We start from the raw sequence: 15894 nt of genomic DNA on the forward strand, positions 1-15894 counted from the left end.
TCAAATAAAAAGGACATCAAATGATGTCCTTTTTTGATCGAAGTATTGAGGCTTATTCAACAAAAAGTAAAGCCAAACGCACCTGATCATAACCCATACGAGGTGTAGTCGCTTCCACAATTGGACGCAGCTTAATGACACCATCTTCACTAAAATGTTCAGGACTTTGACGCTTCATTAAGCGTTTATAAATTTTCCGTACTTGCTCAACAACTTCTTCACCCGGATGTGCTACAGAAATATCCAGACCCTGCTCTTTATGCAATTTCGCCAAATGATTGATAATCGTTGCAGGGGTTAATCCACGTTCAACCGCAATATCCTGAATTTCATAGCCTTCGACAAAAAGCTCACGCGTTTCATCAAGGGTTGCAGTGGCATAATTGGTTTTGCCGCCACTTTTCGCTATTTTCTTTTCATTGCGCTGAATTTCAGTTTCATTCAAGGTACCGCCACAATGACGAATAAAAGCTTTATGTTGCGGTGCTAAATCAATCGACTCAAAGTGATTTTCTGCTTCATCGGACAATTCCTGAAAACGTCGATCGGCTTTAATCGCCAAACTATCCAGTTCCAAAGCTTGTTCATTAATCCCGAGCAGCTTTAAGCCACTTAAGGCTTTTAGACGTGATATCGCAACATAACCCTGTCCTTTCTCAAAAGTGTGGGCGAGATTAATTTCAGCCGCTTCCAAGGTCATGCCTTGAGATTTATGTATGGTAATCGCCCAGGCCAGACGTAGTGGAATTTGCTGAAAACTGGCAATGGTTTTACCGGCATCGTTATCCACCGACCAGGTTTCAGGTGCCACAACCAGCACTGTGCCATCGGTGAGCTTCACTTTAGGTAAAATGCCATGATCATCGTCTTCTTCAAAGCCAATGACTTCACCTAAACTGCCGTTGATATAACCCATATCAAAGTTGTTCTTCACAAACATCACTTTGGCATTTTTCTTTAAGGTGAGATTTTCAGGCGCACGAACCGAAGATTTTAAAGTTTCAATCAGTTTGTCATTACCATCACATACCGCTTCAAACTGTCGCTCATCTGCTTCAATGGCATTCAGATGCTTAAAGTTGATCGCATCCACATCCATATTGTGGGTATACAAACGGGTAAAGGTTTCTCCAATATCCTGCTTGCGGGTTTGTTCTAAAGCCTGTAAATGTTCAGCGGTAATACTTTGACTACGAATGGCATTTAAAATGTCATTTAAATAATCGTTACCTTGACGATGTTGCTCAGTCAAATAACAGACCCGGAATTTCGCTTCGACCCATGCATCGGACATAAAGCAGAATTTATCGCGATTGCGTTCGTCATTTTTACCGACTGGCGGTAACTGGAAGAAGTCACCTGCGACAATCACTTGAATGCCACCAAAGGCTTCGTCGCTTTCTTTAAAATATTTTAAAACCTGATTCACCAGATTCAGCTGCTTGGCATGTAACATTGAAATTTCATCAATAATCAGCACTTGGGCATTTTCTAAATGCTCTTTTAAGTATTTGCGCTCTTTCATATTTTTCAGGTCAGCATCGGATAAAAAATCCTTGATGCCAATTCCCGCCCAGGTATGAATAGTCATGCCATTCATATGCGTTGCAGCAATACCAGTCGAAGCGGTAATCGCAACCGGTACTTTACGGGCTTTCAAATAATTGATGTACTGATTGAGCGTATAGGTTTTCCCTGCACCAGCCGAACCTGTTAAAAAGACATTTTCGCCCGCTTTTAAAAGCTTGAGTGCAGTTTCTTGTTTCATAAGACCTATAACCGTAAATTAACGGCTATAGCCTACCGATTTTTTCCCTAAAAGTTAAGCACAGAAAAAAGTTTAACGACAGCAACTGTCACTTAAACGCGATTAACCGTAAATTTAACCAGGAGATAAATTGCAGCGCGATATTCACAAAAAGATATTCAGCTTTTTGATTATGTGGATATTCCAACTGCTCATAGACCAACTGCCCATCTAGCAGATTACAGCCTAAAGTCATATGGTGTGTACCTGTTAGCGATGCCATATGAAAAGCCACATATTCCCCATCAATAATACGTTGTGCATAGCTTACTGCTAGGCAATGATGACATCGTTTGGATTCCTCGATAATTCGCTCTAAATCTGCCAGCTCTTCAAAACTCCAGCCTGCAAACTGAATCTTTTTCTCAACCATCAGCGGTTGCCATACAGTTTCAGCATAATTTTTCTTTAACTGCGCAATAATTTCCTGTTTCTGGATTTGATCATGCCAATCAATCGCTTGATGAAACAGCCCCATCCAGGTGGTACTTTTCAGAACCATTTTATTGTGAGTAAAATAATCGACCAAATAATCGCGTACATAGGAATCAAAGACCGACACTCGGGTATGCCGATCACGTAAATAAAAGGTTTGCCTAAATTCATCCAGCGGTATTTTATAACGCTGTAATACCGTATAAAAATCACGGTTCTGATGGGTTTCCGGACGGATATAAAACATGAGCTCTTCAGGTAATGCCTGGGTTATTTTCTGCAGATGCAACATATAAGCCTGCATCACCCGACTTAAACCTAAATAAATTTTCTTAACGATTTGCTCATTCCCTTTCGCGACATTCCGCATGAGCTCCATCCATTCATCTAAATACAAAATAGAAGGACTAATCGCGATCCGATGATCATCCAGAGCTTGCAGTTGCCCCTTTAACACCACACTATGATTATTCTCATGATCAAACCAAGCTTCTTGCATTGCAAAATAGTGACAACTATGAATGAACATGCGCGCTGAAGAATGCTGAAAATACTGCAAGCTGGCTAAAATCACCTGCGGGTGAACCCGACTGGTATCCACAAAACTTAAAGCCGTCACAGCCACTCTGACACTACTGTGTTGAATATGGAGACTGAGCCAATCCAGCACTTCACTGGATTGTTTAAATAACCAGTTCACCGCACGTGGATAATCAAATACTGGCAGTTTTGCGACTTTCTTCTGCCAAACCGTAGAAGTCGCATGAAGAAAATTATGCTTTGACAATAAATCATCACGTTGCCAAAGTTCGCGTCGCATTAACCGGACAAAGCCTAATAATTGTGTTTTTTCTTGTGCATGACGATATAGCAACTGGATATCATCTTGATGCTCCATTAACTCATTTAAATTAAAACGCTCTTCAAATGACAATGCCATAATGCGATACATGGCAGCAGGTAAAAACTGCGAGGCGCTAAAACAGAATTCATCCAGACATTCCATCAAGGGTTGCAGGGGTAAAAACTCATCACCACACAGCACTTGAATAGAACAAATCTTTTGCAACATTTGAACAACAGCTTCAGGTAATGCCGTTTTATTCAGTACATAATCGCTCAGAATCTTCGAGTGATAAAGCTCTGCATTCATCATCAGCTGATCAATAATTTCAGCTTCATCTATGCACAGACATTTTAAATACGTACTGATCCGTTCAGCTCCATTGACCCAGACATAAATCTGCTCGAGTAATAACTGTCGTAATTGTTGGGCTTTTTGACGCAGAAAAAGCGAATGTTGCGGCTTTAAATCACCGGTTAAAAAATACAGGTCATGCAGAATAAATTCTTCAACTGATTCTGCTTTTTGCCCCAAATAATGAAAATCACACTGCAATATGCTTTTCATATCTGATTCTGGTGCATGAAATTCGAGTTGAAATAAACCATTGGCTATTTGTACAACATGCCGCTCTTGATCAATACGAAACATATTTTGTGCATTCAGATCACCGGCAACATTCAGCTGATCTTGAAAAATTTCATTTAGATTTTTAGAAATTCTGAGTAACTGTTTCGCAACCCATTGATACTGCGGTACTAAACGATCCTGTTCCATACTCGCCTCAAATTAAACATCCATCCCAAGATGAATTTAATCATATACTGAAGCTACTGTATGCTGACTTGAAAATTTAATCAAACCTGCCCTGCAAGTTATCCAGGCTTAATTATTTGATCATCCATTATAAAAACTCTAGAAATAAAATATTACCCAAGGCTACTCAAACTTTCTTAACTTCACGTTGTTGTTTTAAATGTTCTAATCCTGCATAAATTTGTTGCTGAATCTGATCACGGAAATCTTTTAATTGTTCCGCATTTTCAATATGCATTAAATTTTGTCGTGGCATAAACTGAAAATAAAAGGGCACACGTTTCGGGATAATATTTTTAGGCAAGGATGGAATCACGTCACCATGCCGGAGTAATTTATCCAGTTGTGGAACCTTGAGCAGTTTTTGAAACCATTTACTTTCAATAATCAGGTTTGCATCAAAACCGAGTTCAAAGACTTCATCACCACCCAAAGCTGCAAATGGAACGATGTCGTAGTTAAATTCCTGCGCCAGTTTTAAAAAACCGTAACGCTCCTTCCAAATCAACCGATAAGCCTCGCCTTTTCTTTTTAAGACTTCTCGACCGCCACCCGGAAAGACCAGGATTGAATAACCTTGCTGCATAGCGGCACGGATATATTCTTTCTCGCCATCGACCGCACCGAATTTTTTAAACACAGTCCGCCAAAACGGTAAATAAAAATGGCCATGATCAGCAATACTGACCACAGCCACTTTATGTTGGTTATAGAGGTAATCAATGAGCATTGGTGAGTCGAGCACACCATACAGAGTATGATTACCTACATACATTGCAGGTTTGGATGCATCAATATATTCCGCACCTAAAAAGGTTGGCGTGAAATACAGTTTGGATAACGTACTTAAACGTTTAATCCATTTTGCATCATGCTCAACCTGCAATGCATTGTTCCTTATGCAACAACGTGTTTTTGTACAAGAATCGAACCGACTGAATAACCTGCACCGAATGAGCAAAGTACACCGTACTCGCCATCATTCACTTCATGTGCTGTACGGTGTAAAGCAATGATCACACCTGCAGAAGACGTATTGGCAAACTCATCCAAAATAATTGGCACAAGCGCGCGGTCAGCATCTTTACCGACTACATATTTCAAGATCAGGTCATTCATGCTGGCGTTGGCTTGGTGCAACCAGAAACGTTTTACATCCGTCGGTGCAATTTCATTTTTCTCAAGTTGCTTGGTAATGATTTTCGCAACCAGCGGACAAACTTCTTTAAAGACTTTACGACCGTCTTGACGGAACAGTTTGTCATCTACAACCGCATCTTCACTACGGTTCAAGTAACCGAAGTTGTTGCGAATGTTGTTTGAGAATTGAGTAAATAAATGCGTATCTACAATGTCAAAACCGGTTTTAGTGGTGGTATCTTCAATAATTGATGCTGTTGCAACATCACCGAAAATAAAGTGACAGTCACGTGAACGGAAATCGGTATGACCCGAAGTAATTTCAACATTTACCAACAATACACGGCGTGCACCACATTTAATCGCATCAGCCGCTTGCTTTAAACCAAAGGTTGCAGCAGAACAGGCAACGTTCATGTCATAGGCATAACCTTGAATGCCCAAAGCGGTTTGAATTTCGATTGAAACTGCTGGATAAGCACGCTGGATGTTCGAACATGACAGAATGACCACATCAATATCTGCTGCAGTCACACCGGCATTTTCCATCGCCTGTTTGGCCGCTGTAACACCCCATTCCGCTTGAATGGAAAGTTCATCATTGCTGCGTTCACGTAAACGTGGATAAAGACGTTTAGGATCGAGCACACCTGATTTTTCAGCAACGTAACGACTTTTAACACCGGATGCCTTTTCAATGAATTCTGCATCTGAACCGCGAAGCGCTTCAATTTCACCAGCAGCGATTTTATCAGCATTGTCGTGGTTAAACTGTTCCACATAAGCATTTAAACTTGCCACTAATTCTTCATTGCTAATGGCTTCTTCTGGATGATAAAGGCCAGTACCGGTAATACGAATGCCCATGTAAAACTCCTGCTAATTTCGCGCTATGTTAACTGATGCCCAATTGATTCCATACTTTTTGCAATCTGGTTGGAGAAACTGGCATCTTTGTTTTCATTGGCTGTGAAAACAAAGAAATGCGAAATTCCTCAATCATGAAGTACAGTTCTTTCAGACGAGCGTCATTTTTAAACTTAAATACTTTTTCCATCCATGGGTCAACTTGATCAATAGCAGAATTATCCCTTTGCAGGTTATTTGGCAAGCGTTCCAGACGCAGCACCAATGCCTTTAAATAACGCGGGAATTCCTGCCAGATGTCCGAAGATTTCACATACACAAAGTCGGAAAGATTCATCAGATCAAGCTGATCTTCAATGTCATCGATATTTTTTCCAAACAGGGAGTCGTCTAAAACCAATAATTTCCGACGAATATCCTGCCATTGGATATAAATATCACCGAGTACAGATAATGCCACTTGCCCATGCGTTAGGAAAGATTTTTTTACATTTAATATCAAGTTTTGAAACTCTTCAGCATTGACAGGAAGCTCCTTTATTGTCATCCGCAGTGTGGCATAAACTAACATCTGCTCCAGTTTAGCTTTGTCACCCAGCGGTGAATAAGCCAAAGCCAGCGGTTTTGAAATCTGTTTTTTCAGTTGTCGAACCAGATCACCCAACTGCATATAAACCAGTCGAATCACCCCTTCACGATGCTGTTTTATGGCTTCAGCCTGATCATTAAAGGTTTGAATCACTACACCCGATTCATCTTTGGCATCCAGATCTGCAAATGCTTTGGTCGGTACCAAGGCTTGATATTGCTTAACAATTACCCCTGTCACTTTTTGCGAGGCTTCAAATGTAAAATTGTCAGGGAAAGTTTTAAACTCACCCTTGAGCTGCTTCACCGGACTATGCGTTTCGGTACGGCAACGGGCTTTCAGTTCCGCCAAATCACGGCCTTGTTCAAGCACACGACCTTTCTCATCAATCACTTTAATGAACGGCAACAAATACTGCTCTACACGTTCAAAAGAAAAATCTTTTGCAGTGATTTGTTCACCACGTAACTGGAAAGCCAAGAAAGCAAAGATATGTTCGCGTAAATTGACTGCATCGATCCGGGAAATCAACTTACGTGCAGTATCCGGAATCGGAACCAGATTACGACGTTTGTCTTTAGGCAAGGATTTCAATAAGGCTTCAATCAAATCCTGACGCCAGCCGGGTATGCCCCATGACCAGACATTTTCATCGACCTGCGGCAATGCTTGCACCGGAATTTTAACCGTTGCACCATCTTCATCATGACTTGGGTCAAAACGGTAGCTCGCTGCCAAACGTAATGAACCATTGTGTAGATAGTCTGGGAATTGCTGTGTCGTAGGACGGTCATTCATCCACAATGCATCATCATCGACGAATAAATAACGCGGATTTTGCGGTTCAACTGTGGCACGCCAGTCTTCAAATGTTCGACGACTCGCCACTTCTTCAGGAACTTTTGATGCATAGAACTGATAAATGGTTTCTTCATCGACCACCAAATCACGGCGACGCAGCTTATCTTCTACCCGCTCCACTTCTTCAAGCTTGAGCAAATTATGCTTTAAGAACGGCGGTGTAATGCCCAAATGACCTGTGGTTAAAGCGTCACGCAGGAAGATTTCATGTGCCGCAGGCTGATCAACTTTTTCATAATCCATCAAACGTTTCGGTTCAATAATTAAACCAAACAATGAAATCTGGTCATAACAATTGACGATGCCGGCTTTCTTCGACCAATGTGGCTCAAAATAGTGATGTTTCAGCAAATCACGCGCTGCAAGCAGAATCCATTCAGGTTCAATTTTAGCTAGCGTACGTAAATACACCTGAGAGGTTTCCACCATCTCAAAAGCCATCACCCACGGCGTATTGGTCTTATGCAAAGTCGAAGCCGGGAAAATCCGTGCTTTTTGTTGGCGTACTGCCATAAACACATTACGCTCATCGGTCTTGTTGGCAATAAACGAAAGCAAACCGGTCAGTAAAGCGCGGTGCAGGTTTTCATAACTGGCTTTTTTATCATTAAAAGACAGCTTTAAACCTTGCGCCAATTCCGTCAACTGTTCATGGGTTTTTTTCCATTCACGCAAACGTAACCAGCTTAAAAAGTGCTGCCGTGCAAAGTTTCGACGTTTGTTTTCATTCATCGACGCACGATTATTTTGCAAGGTTTCCCATAACTTGATGTAGAACAGAAAGTCAGAATCTGCTTCTTTGAATAAAGCATGTTTCTGGTCGGCTTGGGTTTGTTTATCTGCCGGACGTTCACGCGGGTCTTGTACTGCAAGCGCAGCCACAATAATCAGCACTTCATTGAGCACACCAAAATGCGCGCCACCCAAAATCATGCGAGCCAAACGTGGGTCAATCGGCATCTTCGCCATTTGCTGACCAATTTTAGTTAATCCACTGCTTTGAAGTCCTGCTTTATTAAAGGATGAGGAGTTTTTCTCTGCAAGAGGAGGATTTTCTCTTTTCTCATTCATCGCCCCAAGTTCAATCAGCAGCTTGCGACCATCATTCACCAAACGATGATCTGGCGGTTCAATAAAGTCGAAACTTTCCAATTCGCCCAGATTCAGGCTTTGCATCTGCAAAATTACAGAGGCTAAATTGGTACGCTTGATTTCTGGTTCGGTAAATTCAGGACGACTCTGGAAATCTTCTTCAGAATACAATCGAATACAAACACCCGGTGCAATACGGCCACAACGTCCTTTACGCTGATTGGCTGCCGCTTGCGACACGGCTTCAATTGGCAAACGCTGTACCCGTGAACGGTAACTGTAACGTGAAATACGGGCAAAACCGCTGTCAATTACATAGCGGATATTTGGCACAGTTAAGGCAGTTTCAGCCACGTTGGTAGCAATGATAATGCGTCGCCCACTGCCACCCGGATTAAAAATCTTTTGCTGTTCCACTAAAGCCAAGCGTGCATATAAAGGTAAAATTTCGGTATGCCGTGGACCATGCTTTTGCAGGGTTTCTTGCAATTCGCGAATTTCTTGTTCGGTACTGGCAAAAATCAGAATGTCGGCATGTTCGGGATGACCTTTTTCCTGAGCATCCTGAAAACACTCATTGACCGCCTGAACCACTGCACGCGGCAGGTTTTCTTCAAAGTCATCAAATTCATCGTCATCACTGCCACCAATGGTCATTTCTGAAATCGGACGATAACGAAGTTCTACCGGGAAACTGCGTCCTTCAACTTCAAAAACTGGGGCATCAAAAAAGTAACTGCTAAAACGGTTTACATCTAAAGTGGCTGAAGTAATGATGACTTTTAAATCACGACGCTTGGGCAAAAGCTGTTTGAGATAGCCCATGATAAAGTCAATATTGAGTGAACGTTCATGCGCTTCATCAATAATAATCGTATCGTATTTAGTTAAGTACCGGTCATTTGCCAATTCAGCCAGCAAAATACCATCCGTCATTAAACGGACAATAGAATCTTGCGAACCTTGTTCATTAAAACGAATTTTAAAACCGATGGACTCACCCAGCTTTTCACCGACTTCTTCAGCAATACGCTGCGATACGCTACGTGCAGCCAGTCGACGCGGTTGGGTATGACCAATCATGCCGGTTAAACCACGTCCGGCCAGCATGGCAATTTGCGGTAACTGGGTAGTTTTACCCGAACCGGTTTCACCGGCCACAATAATCACTTGATGCTGTTGAATCGCTTCAATCAGCTTGTCTTTATATTGGGTAACAGGTAGGTCTTGATTGAGTTTAATGTTCGGGACACGGGACAAGCGCTCACGCACTTTGTAATTCGATTTTTCTAATAATTCCTGATACTGTTTTTCGTTCGCATCTTTACCTTTGCGTAGTCGATTTAAACGATGACGGTCACGTGCCATGACCCATTGATCTACATTTAAATGACTTAACACAGATAATTTATCCCAAAACAAAAAATTGAACTGAATATTTTACGCTGTAACGTCGCAGAGAGAAAGACAGGCAAATATTTATTCATGGCGTTTGAGGTAAAGAATATTCAAAAGCATGGAAAATAGATTACTAGTAAAGCTAAATCGGCTGTTTATATTCTTTAATAATGTTCACATACTTCTTGTTATCACCATTATTCAGCCTAAAAATGATTCGAGCTTCAAAAAGAAATTTAATTTAAAAAAAATTTACCCTTGAATTTTAGTCCCTGAACCTTCATCTTCTTAGGCAAGCTGAAAAACTGATATTTTGTCATTCAGTCATCTTTTTTATGTAGCTGAATAGATGAAAGAATCAGATTTGGTGGAATTGTAGACTTTATATTAGTTAATTCGGTTTTTCCGATTTCAATAATGTAAAAATACTGTTTCAGCAATAAGAAAAAATTCGCTATCCTTTTGGAAATCAATTACAAACCTCAATCATGGAGACAATGATGAGCTTAATTAATACAGAAGTTAAACCATTTAAAGCAACTGCATTCCAAAATGGTCAATTTATCGAAGTAACTGAAGCTGATCTTAAAGGCAAATGGTCTGTAGTATTCTTCTATCCAGCTGACTTCACTTTTGTTTGCCCAACTGAATTGGGTGACCTTGCAGACAACTACGCTGAATTCAAAAAATTAGGCGTTGAAATCTATTCAGTTTCTACTGACACTCACTTCACTCACAAAGCTTGGCACGATTCTTCTGAAGAAATCAAAAAAATCGAATACGTAATGGTGGGTGATGCGAACTGGACACTTGCTAAAAACTTCGACGTATTAATCGAAGCTGCCGGTCTTGCTGACCGTGGTACTTTCGTTATCGATCCAGAAGGCAAAATCCAAATCGTTGAAATCAACGCTGGTGGTGTTGGCCGTGATGCTCAAGAACTTCTTCGTAAAGTTAAAGCAGCTCAATACGTTCATGCTCACCCAGGTGAAGTTTGCCCAGCTAAATGGAAAGAAGGCGACGCTACTCTAGCTCCTTCAATCGACCTAGTAGGTAAAATCTAATCTCTATTTAGATTGAACTGATGTAAAAAACCACGCTCTTTTGCGTGGTTTTATACATTTTGAATAAAACACTGTTTTCAAATATCTTTAGTATTTCCTATAATTGTCAACATAACAGAATTTATATTTTTTACTTCAACAATAAAAAGCTGAATAGCGTACAGCCCTATTCTTCAATACAAAATATATCTATCTATAATTCATCAATTTAATATATTTATTTCTATTATATTTTGTCACTTTTTATTGTAATGTAAGTCTTATACAGGTTTGTGACGAATGTTTTACAAGGCTGCTCTACAGCGCATAACCTCTATAGCTTCACGTCAAATGACAGACAAAATCTGTGAAACATAATATAAAAAAGGAGTGCTTATGGGATCAATACTTACTGTAACTTCCTATACTTACAGTTCTTCATCACGTTATCTTAAAATTTTTTATAACAATGGTTCAGCAGAACTGTACCATCCAGTTCCGGAATTTATTTATAACAACATGCTCCGATGTCATGACAAGGCTGCTTTTGTACATAAATATTTAGAATATGACTTACATTTTACTCGCATTTCCATGGCTTGAATGATCAGGGCTCTGCCCTGATTCACAGATATTTTTATTCATACAAATTTATTTATAGCAAAGCATCAACAGACCTGAGCCAATCGATAAAGTCATACTCATAAAACGTTCATCACTTTTCACCAGTGCAATAAATTGCTGAACTTCTGCTGCATGTGATATGACATTGTCGACAAATATGACGCCATTTTTAGGATGCAGCATATGCGGCAAATACTGCCAGTAATCCATATAGGCATCCCGTTCAGCATCTAACAAAATAAAGTCATATTGCTGTTCGGCCTTTTCAAGAAAACTTTGTGCATCCCCTACCCAAAAATCAATCACTTCACTCAATTGTAGTTCATTGGCATATTGCTGAGCTTGCTGGGTACGTGCCGGATCAATTTCCAAAGTAGTGACATGACCTTGTGAAGTCTGTGCTGCATTCGCCAGCCATAAAGTCGAATAACCTGTTGAAGTGCCAATCTCCAAAATATTTTTAGATTGTTGGATGCGCACTTGCATGGCTAAAAATAATGCAGAATCCGGTTCTATATTTCGATAACGTTGAATACGGTCTTTTTGTAAGGCATCAAATTTAATAAAACTTTGATGCAACTCCTGCATTCGCTTCTGGAATATTTCACTCATGCTCATCACAGCTATTCCTGTCTTGTTATTCTGTTGAGTCTAGCGTTTATTGATGTCGTTAATCTAGTTCATGAAGTTGCTTGAATTAATTTAAATCGTGGAACAACTGTACCATTATCGAGTGTGACCATTTCCTGAAACATTTCCAGGGGACGTACCCACATTGAATAATCGCCATACAAACATTGATATACCACCAGTTTCTCAGCTGTTTCACTATGCGTAGCAACATGAAAGACCTGATATAACTTGCCTTTATAGTGTTGATAAATCCCGACTTTGAATTGCATTTTTATAACCTTGTTAAAACATAGGGTCATCATAATCAAAATTACCCAGAAATATGCAGCAATTTATTAAAAATGCTCTAATTTCAACTTAATACTTGAATATTCACACTAAATCAGCATTTACTTAAGACAGTATTTTTGTAAAAAACCCATCAATCTATTAAACCGATTGTTTTTATAAAAATGAAATGTTTTACCTATTTAAATATTTAGCCTACTATAGCTTTATTAAATCAGCATTTACTCCCTTGGAGACGTTAGCCATGTTAGACCAAAATACTTCAGCACAACTTAAAACACTCTTGGAACGTCTGGAAAGCCCGATTGAACTGGTCGCAACTCTAGATGGTTCAGATAAATCTGACAAGATTAAAGAACTGGTGACTGAAGTTGCAGCCTTATCTGATTTAGTCACTGCACGCTTCGACGGTACAAATAAACGTGCCCCAAGCTTTGGGGTGGCAAAACAAGGTGAAGAACCGCGTGTCTTCTTTGCCGGCTTGCCGATGGGACATGAATTTACTTCCCTGATTCTGGCCTTGTTACAAGTGTCAGGTTATGCCCCAAAAGTGTCAGATGAAGTGCTTGCAAGCATTAAAGGTCTTGACCTTAAAGCGGACTTCGATGTCTTTGTATCGTTAAGCTGCCATAATTGTCCTGATGTGGTTCAAGCCCTAAACTTAATTGCGATCTATAACCCGGGCACCACGGCCACCATGATTGACGGTGCTTTCTTCCAGGATGAAGTGGAACAGCGCAAGATCATGGCGGTACCAATGGTGTTCCAGGACAACGCCCACATCGGTCAGGGCCGTATGACCCTGGAAGAGATCATTGCCAAACTGGACAGCAATTCTGCAGCCAAAGACGCCGCCAAGTTAAATGCCAAAGACGCGTTTGATGTACTGGTGATTGGTGGCGGCCCTGCCGGCAACACCGCAGCGATTTATGCGGCGCGTAAAGGCATTAAAACCGGAATCGTGGCGGAGCGCATGGGCGGTCAGGTCATGGATACCATGGACATTGAAAACTTCACTTCCGTACAGAAAACCCAGGGTCCGAAATTTGCCGCCGAAATGGAAGCGCATGTACGTGAGTATGGTGTGGACATCATGAACCTGCAACGTGTTGCTAACATTAAAGGTGCAGATGAAACGGCGAATGGCCTAGTTGAAGTCACTTTGGAAAATGGCGCGAAGTTAGAATCGAAAACCATCATTCTATCGACTGGTGCACGCTGGAGAGAGATGAACGTTCCGGGTGAGCAGGAATACAAAACCCGTGGTGTAGCATACTGTCCGCACTGTGATGGTCCACTGTTCAAGGGCAAACGCGTTGCGGTGATTGGTGGAGGTAACTCGGGTGTGGAAGCGGCGATTGACCTAGCCGGGATTGTCGAGCATGTAACTTTGGTGGAATTTGACACCAAACTGCGTGCCGATCAGGTCTTACAAGACAAGCTCAACAGCTTGCCAAATACCACCGTGATCAAGAATGCGCTGTCGACTGAAGTAGTCGGTGACGGTTCACAGGTCACTGCACTGAAATACAAGGACCGTGCAACGGATGAGGAACATACGATTGAACTGGCGGGAATTTTTGTACAGATCGGTTTGTTGCCAAACACCGATTTCCTGAAAGAAACCGCTGTTGAACTGACCAATCGTGGCGAGATCGTGATTAACGAGCGCAACGAAACCAACGTGAAGGGTGTGTTTGCTGCCGGTGACTGTACTACCGTACCGTACAAGCAAATCATCATTGCTACAGGTGAAGGTGCCAAGGCATCGCTATCTGCCTTTGATTACATTATCCGTTCGGGACAGTAATCTATATTCAGCATAAATAGTTTGATCTGGCTTATATCACAATGTGGTATAAGCCTTTTTTTTCCCTCATTTTTTCATAAAAAATAATTACATTTAATTAACAATTTTAGCTCATAATTTGTGCATTTTTTTAGCTATATTCAAAATACCCCTATTTAGGTGGGTGCCACAATTAAAAGGAAATGAAAATGAATAAATTGCTTATTGCTTTAGGTCTTGCTGCTAGCGTTGCCCTGGTGGGTTGTAATAAACAAGAAGCACCAGAAACAGGTGCAACTACTGGCGAACATCTTGAAAATGCAGCCAATCAAGCAGGTCATGATATTTCTGATGCCACAAAGGAAGCTGAAGCGAAAACTCAAGCTGCTGCTAATGAAGCTACCTCTAAAATTGAGGCAGCAGGTGATGAAGCTGCTGCTAAAACTGAAGCCGCAGCAAAAGATATTAAAAATGCAGCGAAAGAAGCTACTGCAAAAACTGCCGGTGCTGTGGAAGAAGGTGCTTCAAATGTTCGAGAAAAAGCTCAACAATAATGTGAATGGTTGAAATAAAAAAGCTCCTTTAAAAAGGAGCTTTTTTATTGAAAAATCTGACTTTTTTATGCACATTACTTCGATGATAGTTGCAAGAAATAATGATTCAAAGCATGTTCACATACCATATTCATATCTTCATGAAAAATATTATGTTCAAAGAACAGGTAGATTATTACGTACTGTAGTATTAGGAGCAAATGACGGAATTATTTCCGTGACCAGCTTAATTATGGGTATGGCTATCAGTAGTGTATATCTACATACTTTATTGCTGCGCTAGTTGGAGAATTACTGCTCGGATACGGTGTTCGTCTCACATATGACTGTATATCTGGTGCTTACTTCAGCAGGATTGCTTCAAGGAGTTTGCATGGCTGGTTATGGTTGATCTTTGCCTTACTGGGTAACAGTATTGGCATCAAACTTCGTCCAGTTTTCTTCCCGGACAAACGACCACAACCTGGAAAATTAACTGGTTGTTAAATCCGAATTTCAGCCTATAAAAAGCCCATCACTGAATGGGCTTTTTTGTTTATCCTATTTTTAATTAATGCAGCGCCGCTTTTAAATTACAGCCAAAACCCATAATCTCTTGAGCCTGACGGTATGAGGTATAATGGTTTAAAATAAAATCATAAAACTGGTCTGCATCCGCAAATTTTTTGCTTAAGTTTTCACCCTGCGCATGGGGGAATTTCACCTGTCCAATGATATTCAGATTTTGATGACCCAACTGATACATTTCGGCAAAATAGCCATTCATCATTTGACAATATGCCTGTTTGACCGGTTTTAAGGAAGTGCTGCTCACGGCATGCAGATTTAAAGTCTGTAATTGATTCACATCAAGTAGCGACTGGTCTGAAAAGGCAATATTGTTGCTTTTTTTAAAAGCCTGATAATCTTTAGATAATTGTTGATTTAAGCTTTCAAAGCGCTGCTGCAATCTGGCTGCATCCTGCACCTTATATTTTTGAGGATCAATCTGGATTTTTTGCTGTTCGGAAGATGAACATGCTGAAAGTACTACGCTTAAAATTAAAGTCGCCAAAACGAACGGCTTCATTATAAATTGTCCTCATCACTAAATCTTGCAATAGTATGCCTGAAA

12 protein-coding genes and 2 pseudogenes are annotated in these 15894 nt (G+C 40.7%); 6 read left to right on the forward strand and 8 right to left on the reverse strand.

Features of this window, described 5'->3' with window-relative positions:
* Positions 1-52: 52 nt before the first annotated feature.
* From E0409_RS04340 to hrpA, 5 genes are all read right to left on the reverse strand, one after another.
* Positions 53-1768, reverse strand: coding sequence for a DEAD/DEAH box helicase (locus tag E0409_RS04340; RefSeq protein WP_131288095.1), 1716 nt, complete (start codon positions 1766-1768; stop codon positions 53-55).
* Between the two features lie 88 nt (positions 1769-1856).
* Positions 1857-3863, reverse strand: coding sequence for a hypothetical protein (locus E0409_RS04345; RefSeq protein ID WP_131288098.1), 2007 nt, complete (start codon positions 3861-3863; stop codon positions 1857-1859).
* A gap of 166 nt (positions 3864-4029) precedes the next feature.
* The gene (locus tag E0409_RS04350; RefSeq protein ID WP_131288101.1) at positions 4030-4788 is read right to left on the reverse strand and encodes a lysophospholipid acyltransferase family protein; all 759 of its coding nucleotides are present in this window, start codon (positions 4786-4788) and stop codon (positions 4030-4032) included.
* Positions 4789-4799: 11 nt separating this feature from the next.
* Complete coding sequence (locus E0409_RS04355) at positions 4800-5909, reverse strand: beta-ketoacyl-ACP synthase III (protein ID WP_131288104.1); 1110 nt, start codon at positions 5907-5909, stop codon at positions 4800-4802.
* Positions 5910-5937: 28 nt separating this feature from the next.
* Entirely contained in the window at positions 5938-9819 is a 3882-nt protein-coding gene (gene hrpA / locus E0409_RS04360) for an ATP-dependent RNA helicase HrpA (protein ID WP_502699790.1), read from the reverse strand.
* 530 nt (positions 9820-10349) lie between these two features.
* Between hrpA and ahpC the strand changes: the two genes are divergently transcribed.
* Both ahpC and E0409_RS04370 read left to right on the forward strand, forming a co-directional pair.
* Entirely contained in the window at positions 10350-10913 is a 564-nt protein-coding gene (ahpC, locus tag E0409_RS04365) for an alkyl hydroperoxide reductase subunit C (protein ID WP_086195510.1), read from the forward strand.
* A gap of 375 nt (positions 10914-11288) precedes the next feature.
* Complete coding sequence (locus tag E0409_RS04370) at positions 11289-11495, forward strand: KTSC domain-containing protein (RefSeq protein ID WP_086195511.1); 207 nt, start codon at positions 11289-11291, stop codon at positions 11493-11495.
* A gap of 48 nt (positions 11496-11543) precedes the next feature.
* On the opposite strand, the gene E0409_RS04375 is transcribed toward E0409_RS04370, so the two are convergent.
* Both E0409_RS04375 and E0409_RS04380 read right to left on the reverse strand, forming a co-directional pair.
* Entirely contained in the window at positions 11544-12134 is a 591-nt protein-coding gene (locus E0409_RS04375; protein ID WP_131288110.1) for an O-methyltransferase, read from the reverse strand.
* A 62-nt stretch (positions 12135-12196) separates the two neighbouring features.
* Positions 12197-12418 carry a DUF1653 domain-containing protein gene (locus tag E0409_RS04380; protein ID WP_131288113.1) on the reverse strand — a complete coding sequence of 74 codons (222 nt, stop codon included), beginning with the start codon at positions 12416-12418 and terminating at the stop codon, positions 12197-12199.
* 263 nt (positions 12419-12681) lie between these two features.
* On the opposite strand from E0409_RS04380, the gene ahpF reads away from it, so the two are divergent.
* The 4 genes and pseudogenes from ahpF to E0409_RS04400 all read left to right on the forward strand — a co-directional run.
* On the forward strand, positions 12682-14247 hold the full coding sequence (ahpF, locus tag E0409_RS04385; protein WP_131288116.1) for an alkyl hydroperoxide reductase subunit F: 1566 nt from the start codon (positions 12682-12684) through the stop codon (positions 14245-14247).
* Positions 14248-14435: 188 nt separating this feature from the next.
* Positions 14436-14780 (forward strand): hypothetical protein, encoded by a 345-nt coding sequence (locus E0409_RS04390; protein WP_131288119.1) that lies wholly within the window; start codon positions 14436-14438, stop codon positions 14778-14780.
* 121 nt (positions 14781-14901) lie between these two features.
* Positions 14902-15057: pseudogene (locus E0409_RS16675) on the forward strand (VIT1/CCC1 transporter family protein); the annotation flags it as partial.
* A pseudogene (locus E0409_RS04400) lies at positions 15051-15266 on the forward strand (YeeE/YedE thiosulfate transporter family protein); the annotation flags it as partial. The pseudogenes E0409_RS16675 and E0409_RS04400, both read left to right, overlap by 7 nt.
* A gap of 64 nt (positions 15267-15330) precedes the next feature.
* On the opposite strand, the gene E0409_RS04405 reads toward E0409_RS04400, so the two are convergent.
* Positions 15331-15849, reverse strand: a complete 519-nt coding sequence (locus E0409_RS04405) for a putative periplasmic lipoprotein (RefSeq protein ID WP_131288125.1) — start codon at positions 15847-15849, stop codon at positions 15331-15333.
* Between the last annotated feature and the right edge of the window lie 45 nt (positions 15850-15894).

The organism is Acinetobacter sp. ANC 4862 (assembly GCF_004336635.1).
Taxonomy (GTDB): Bacteria; Pseudomonadota; Gammaproteobacteria; order Pseudomonadales; family Moraxellaceae; genus Acinetobacter.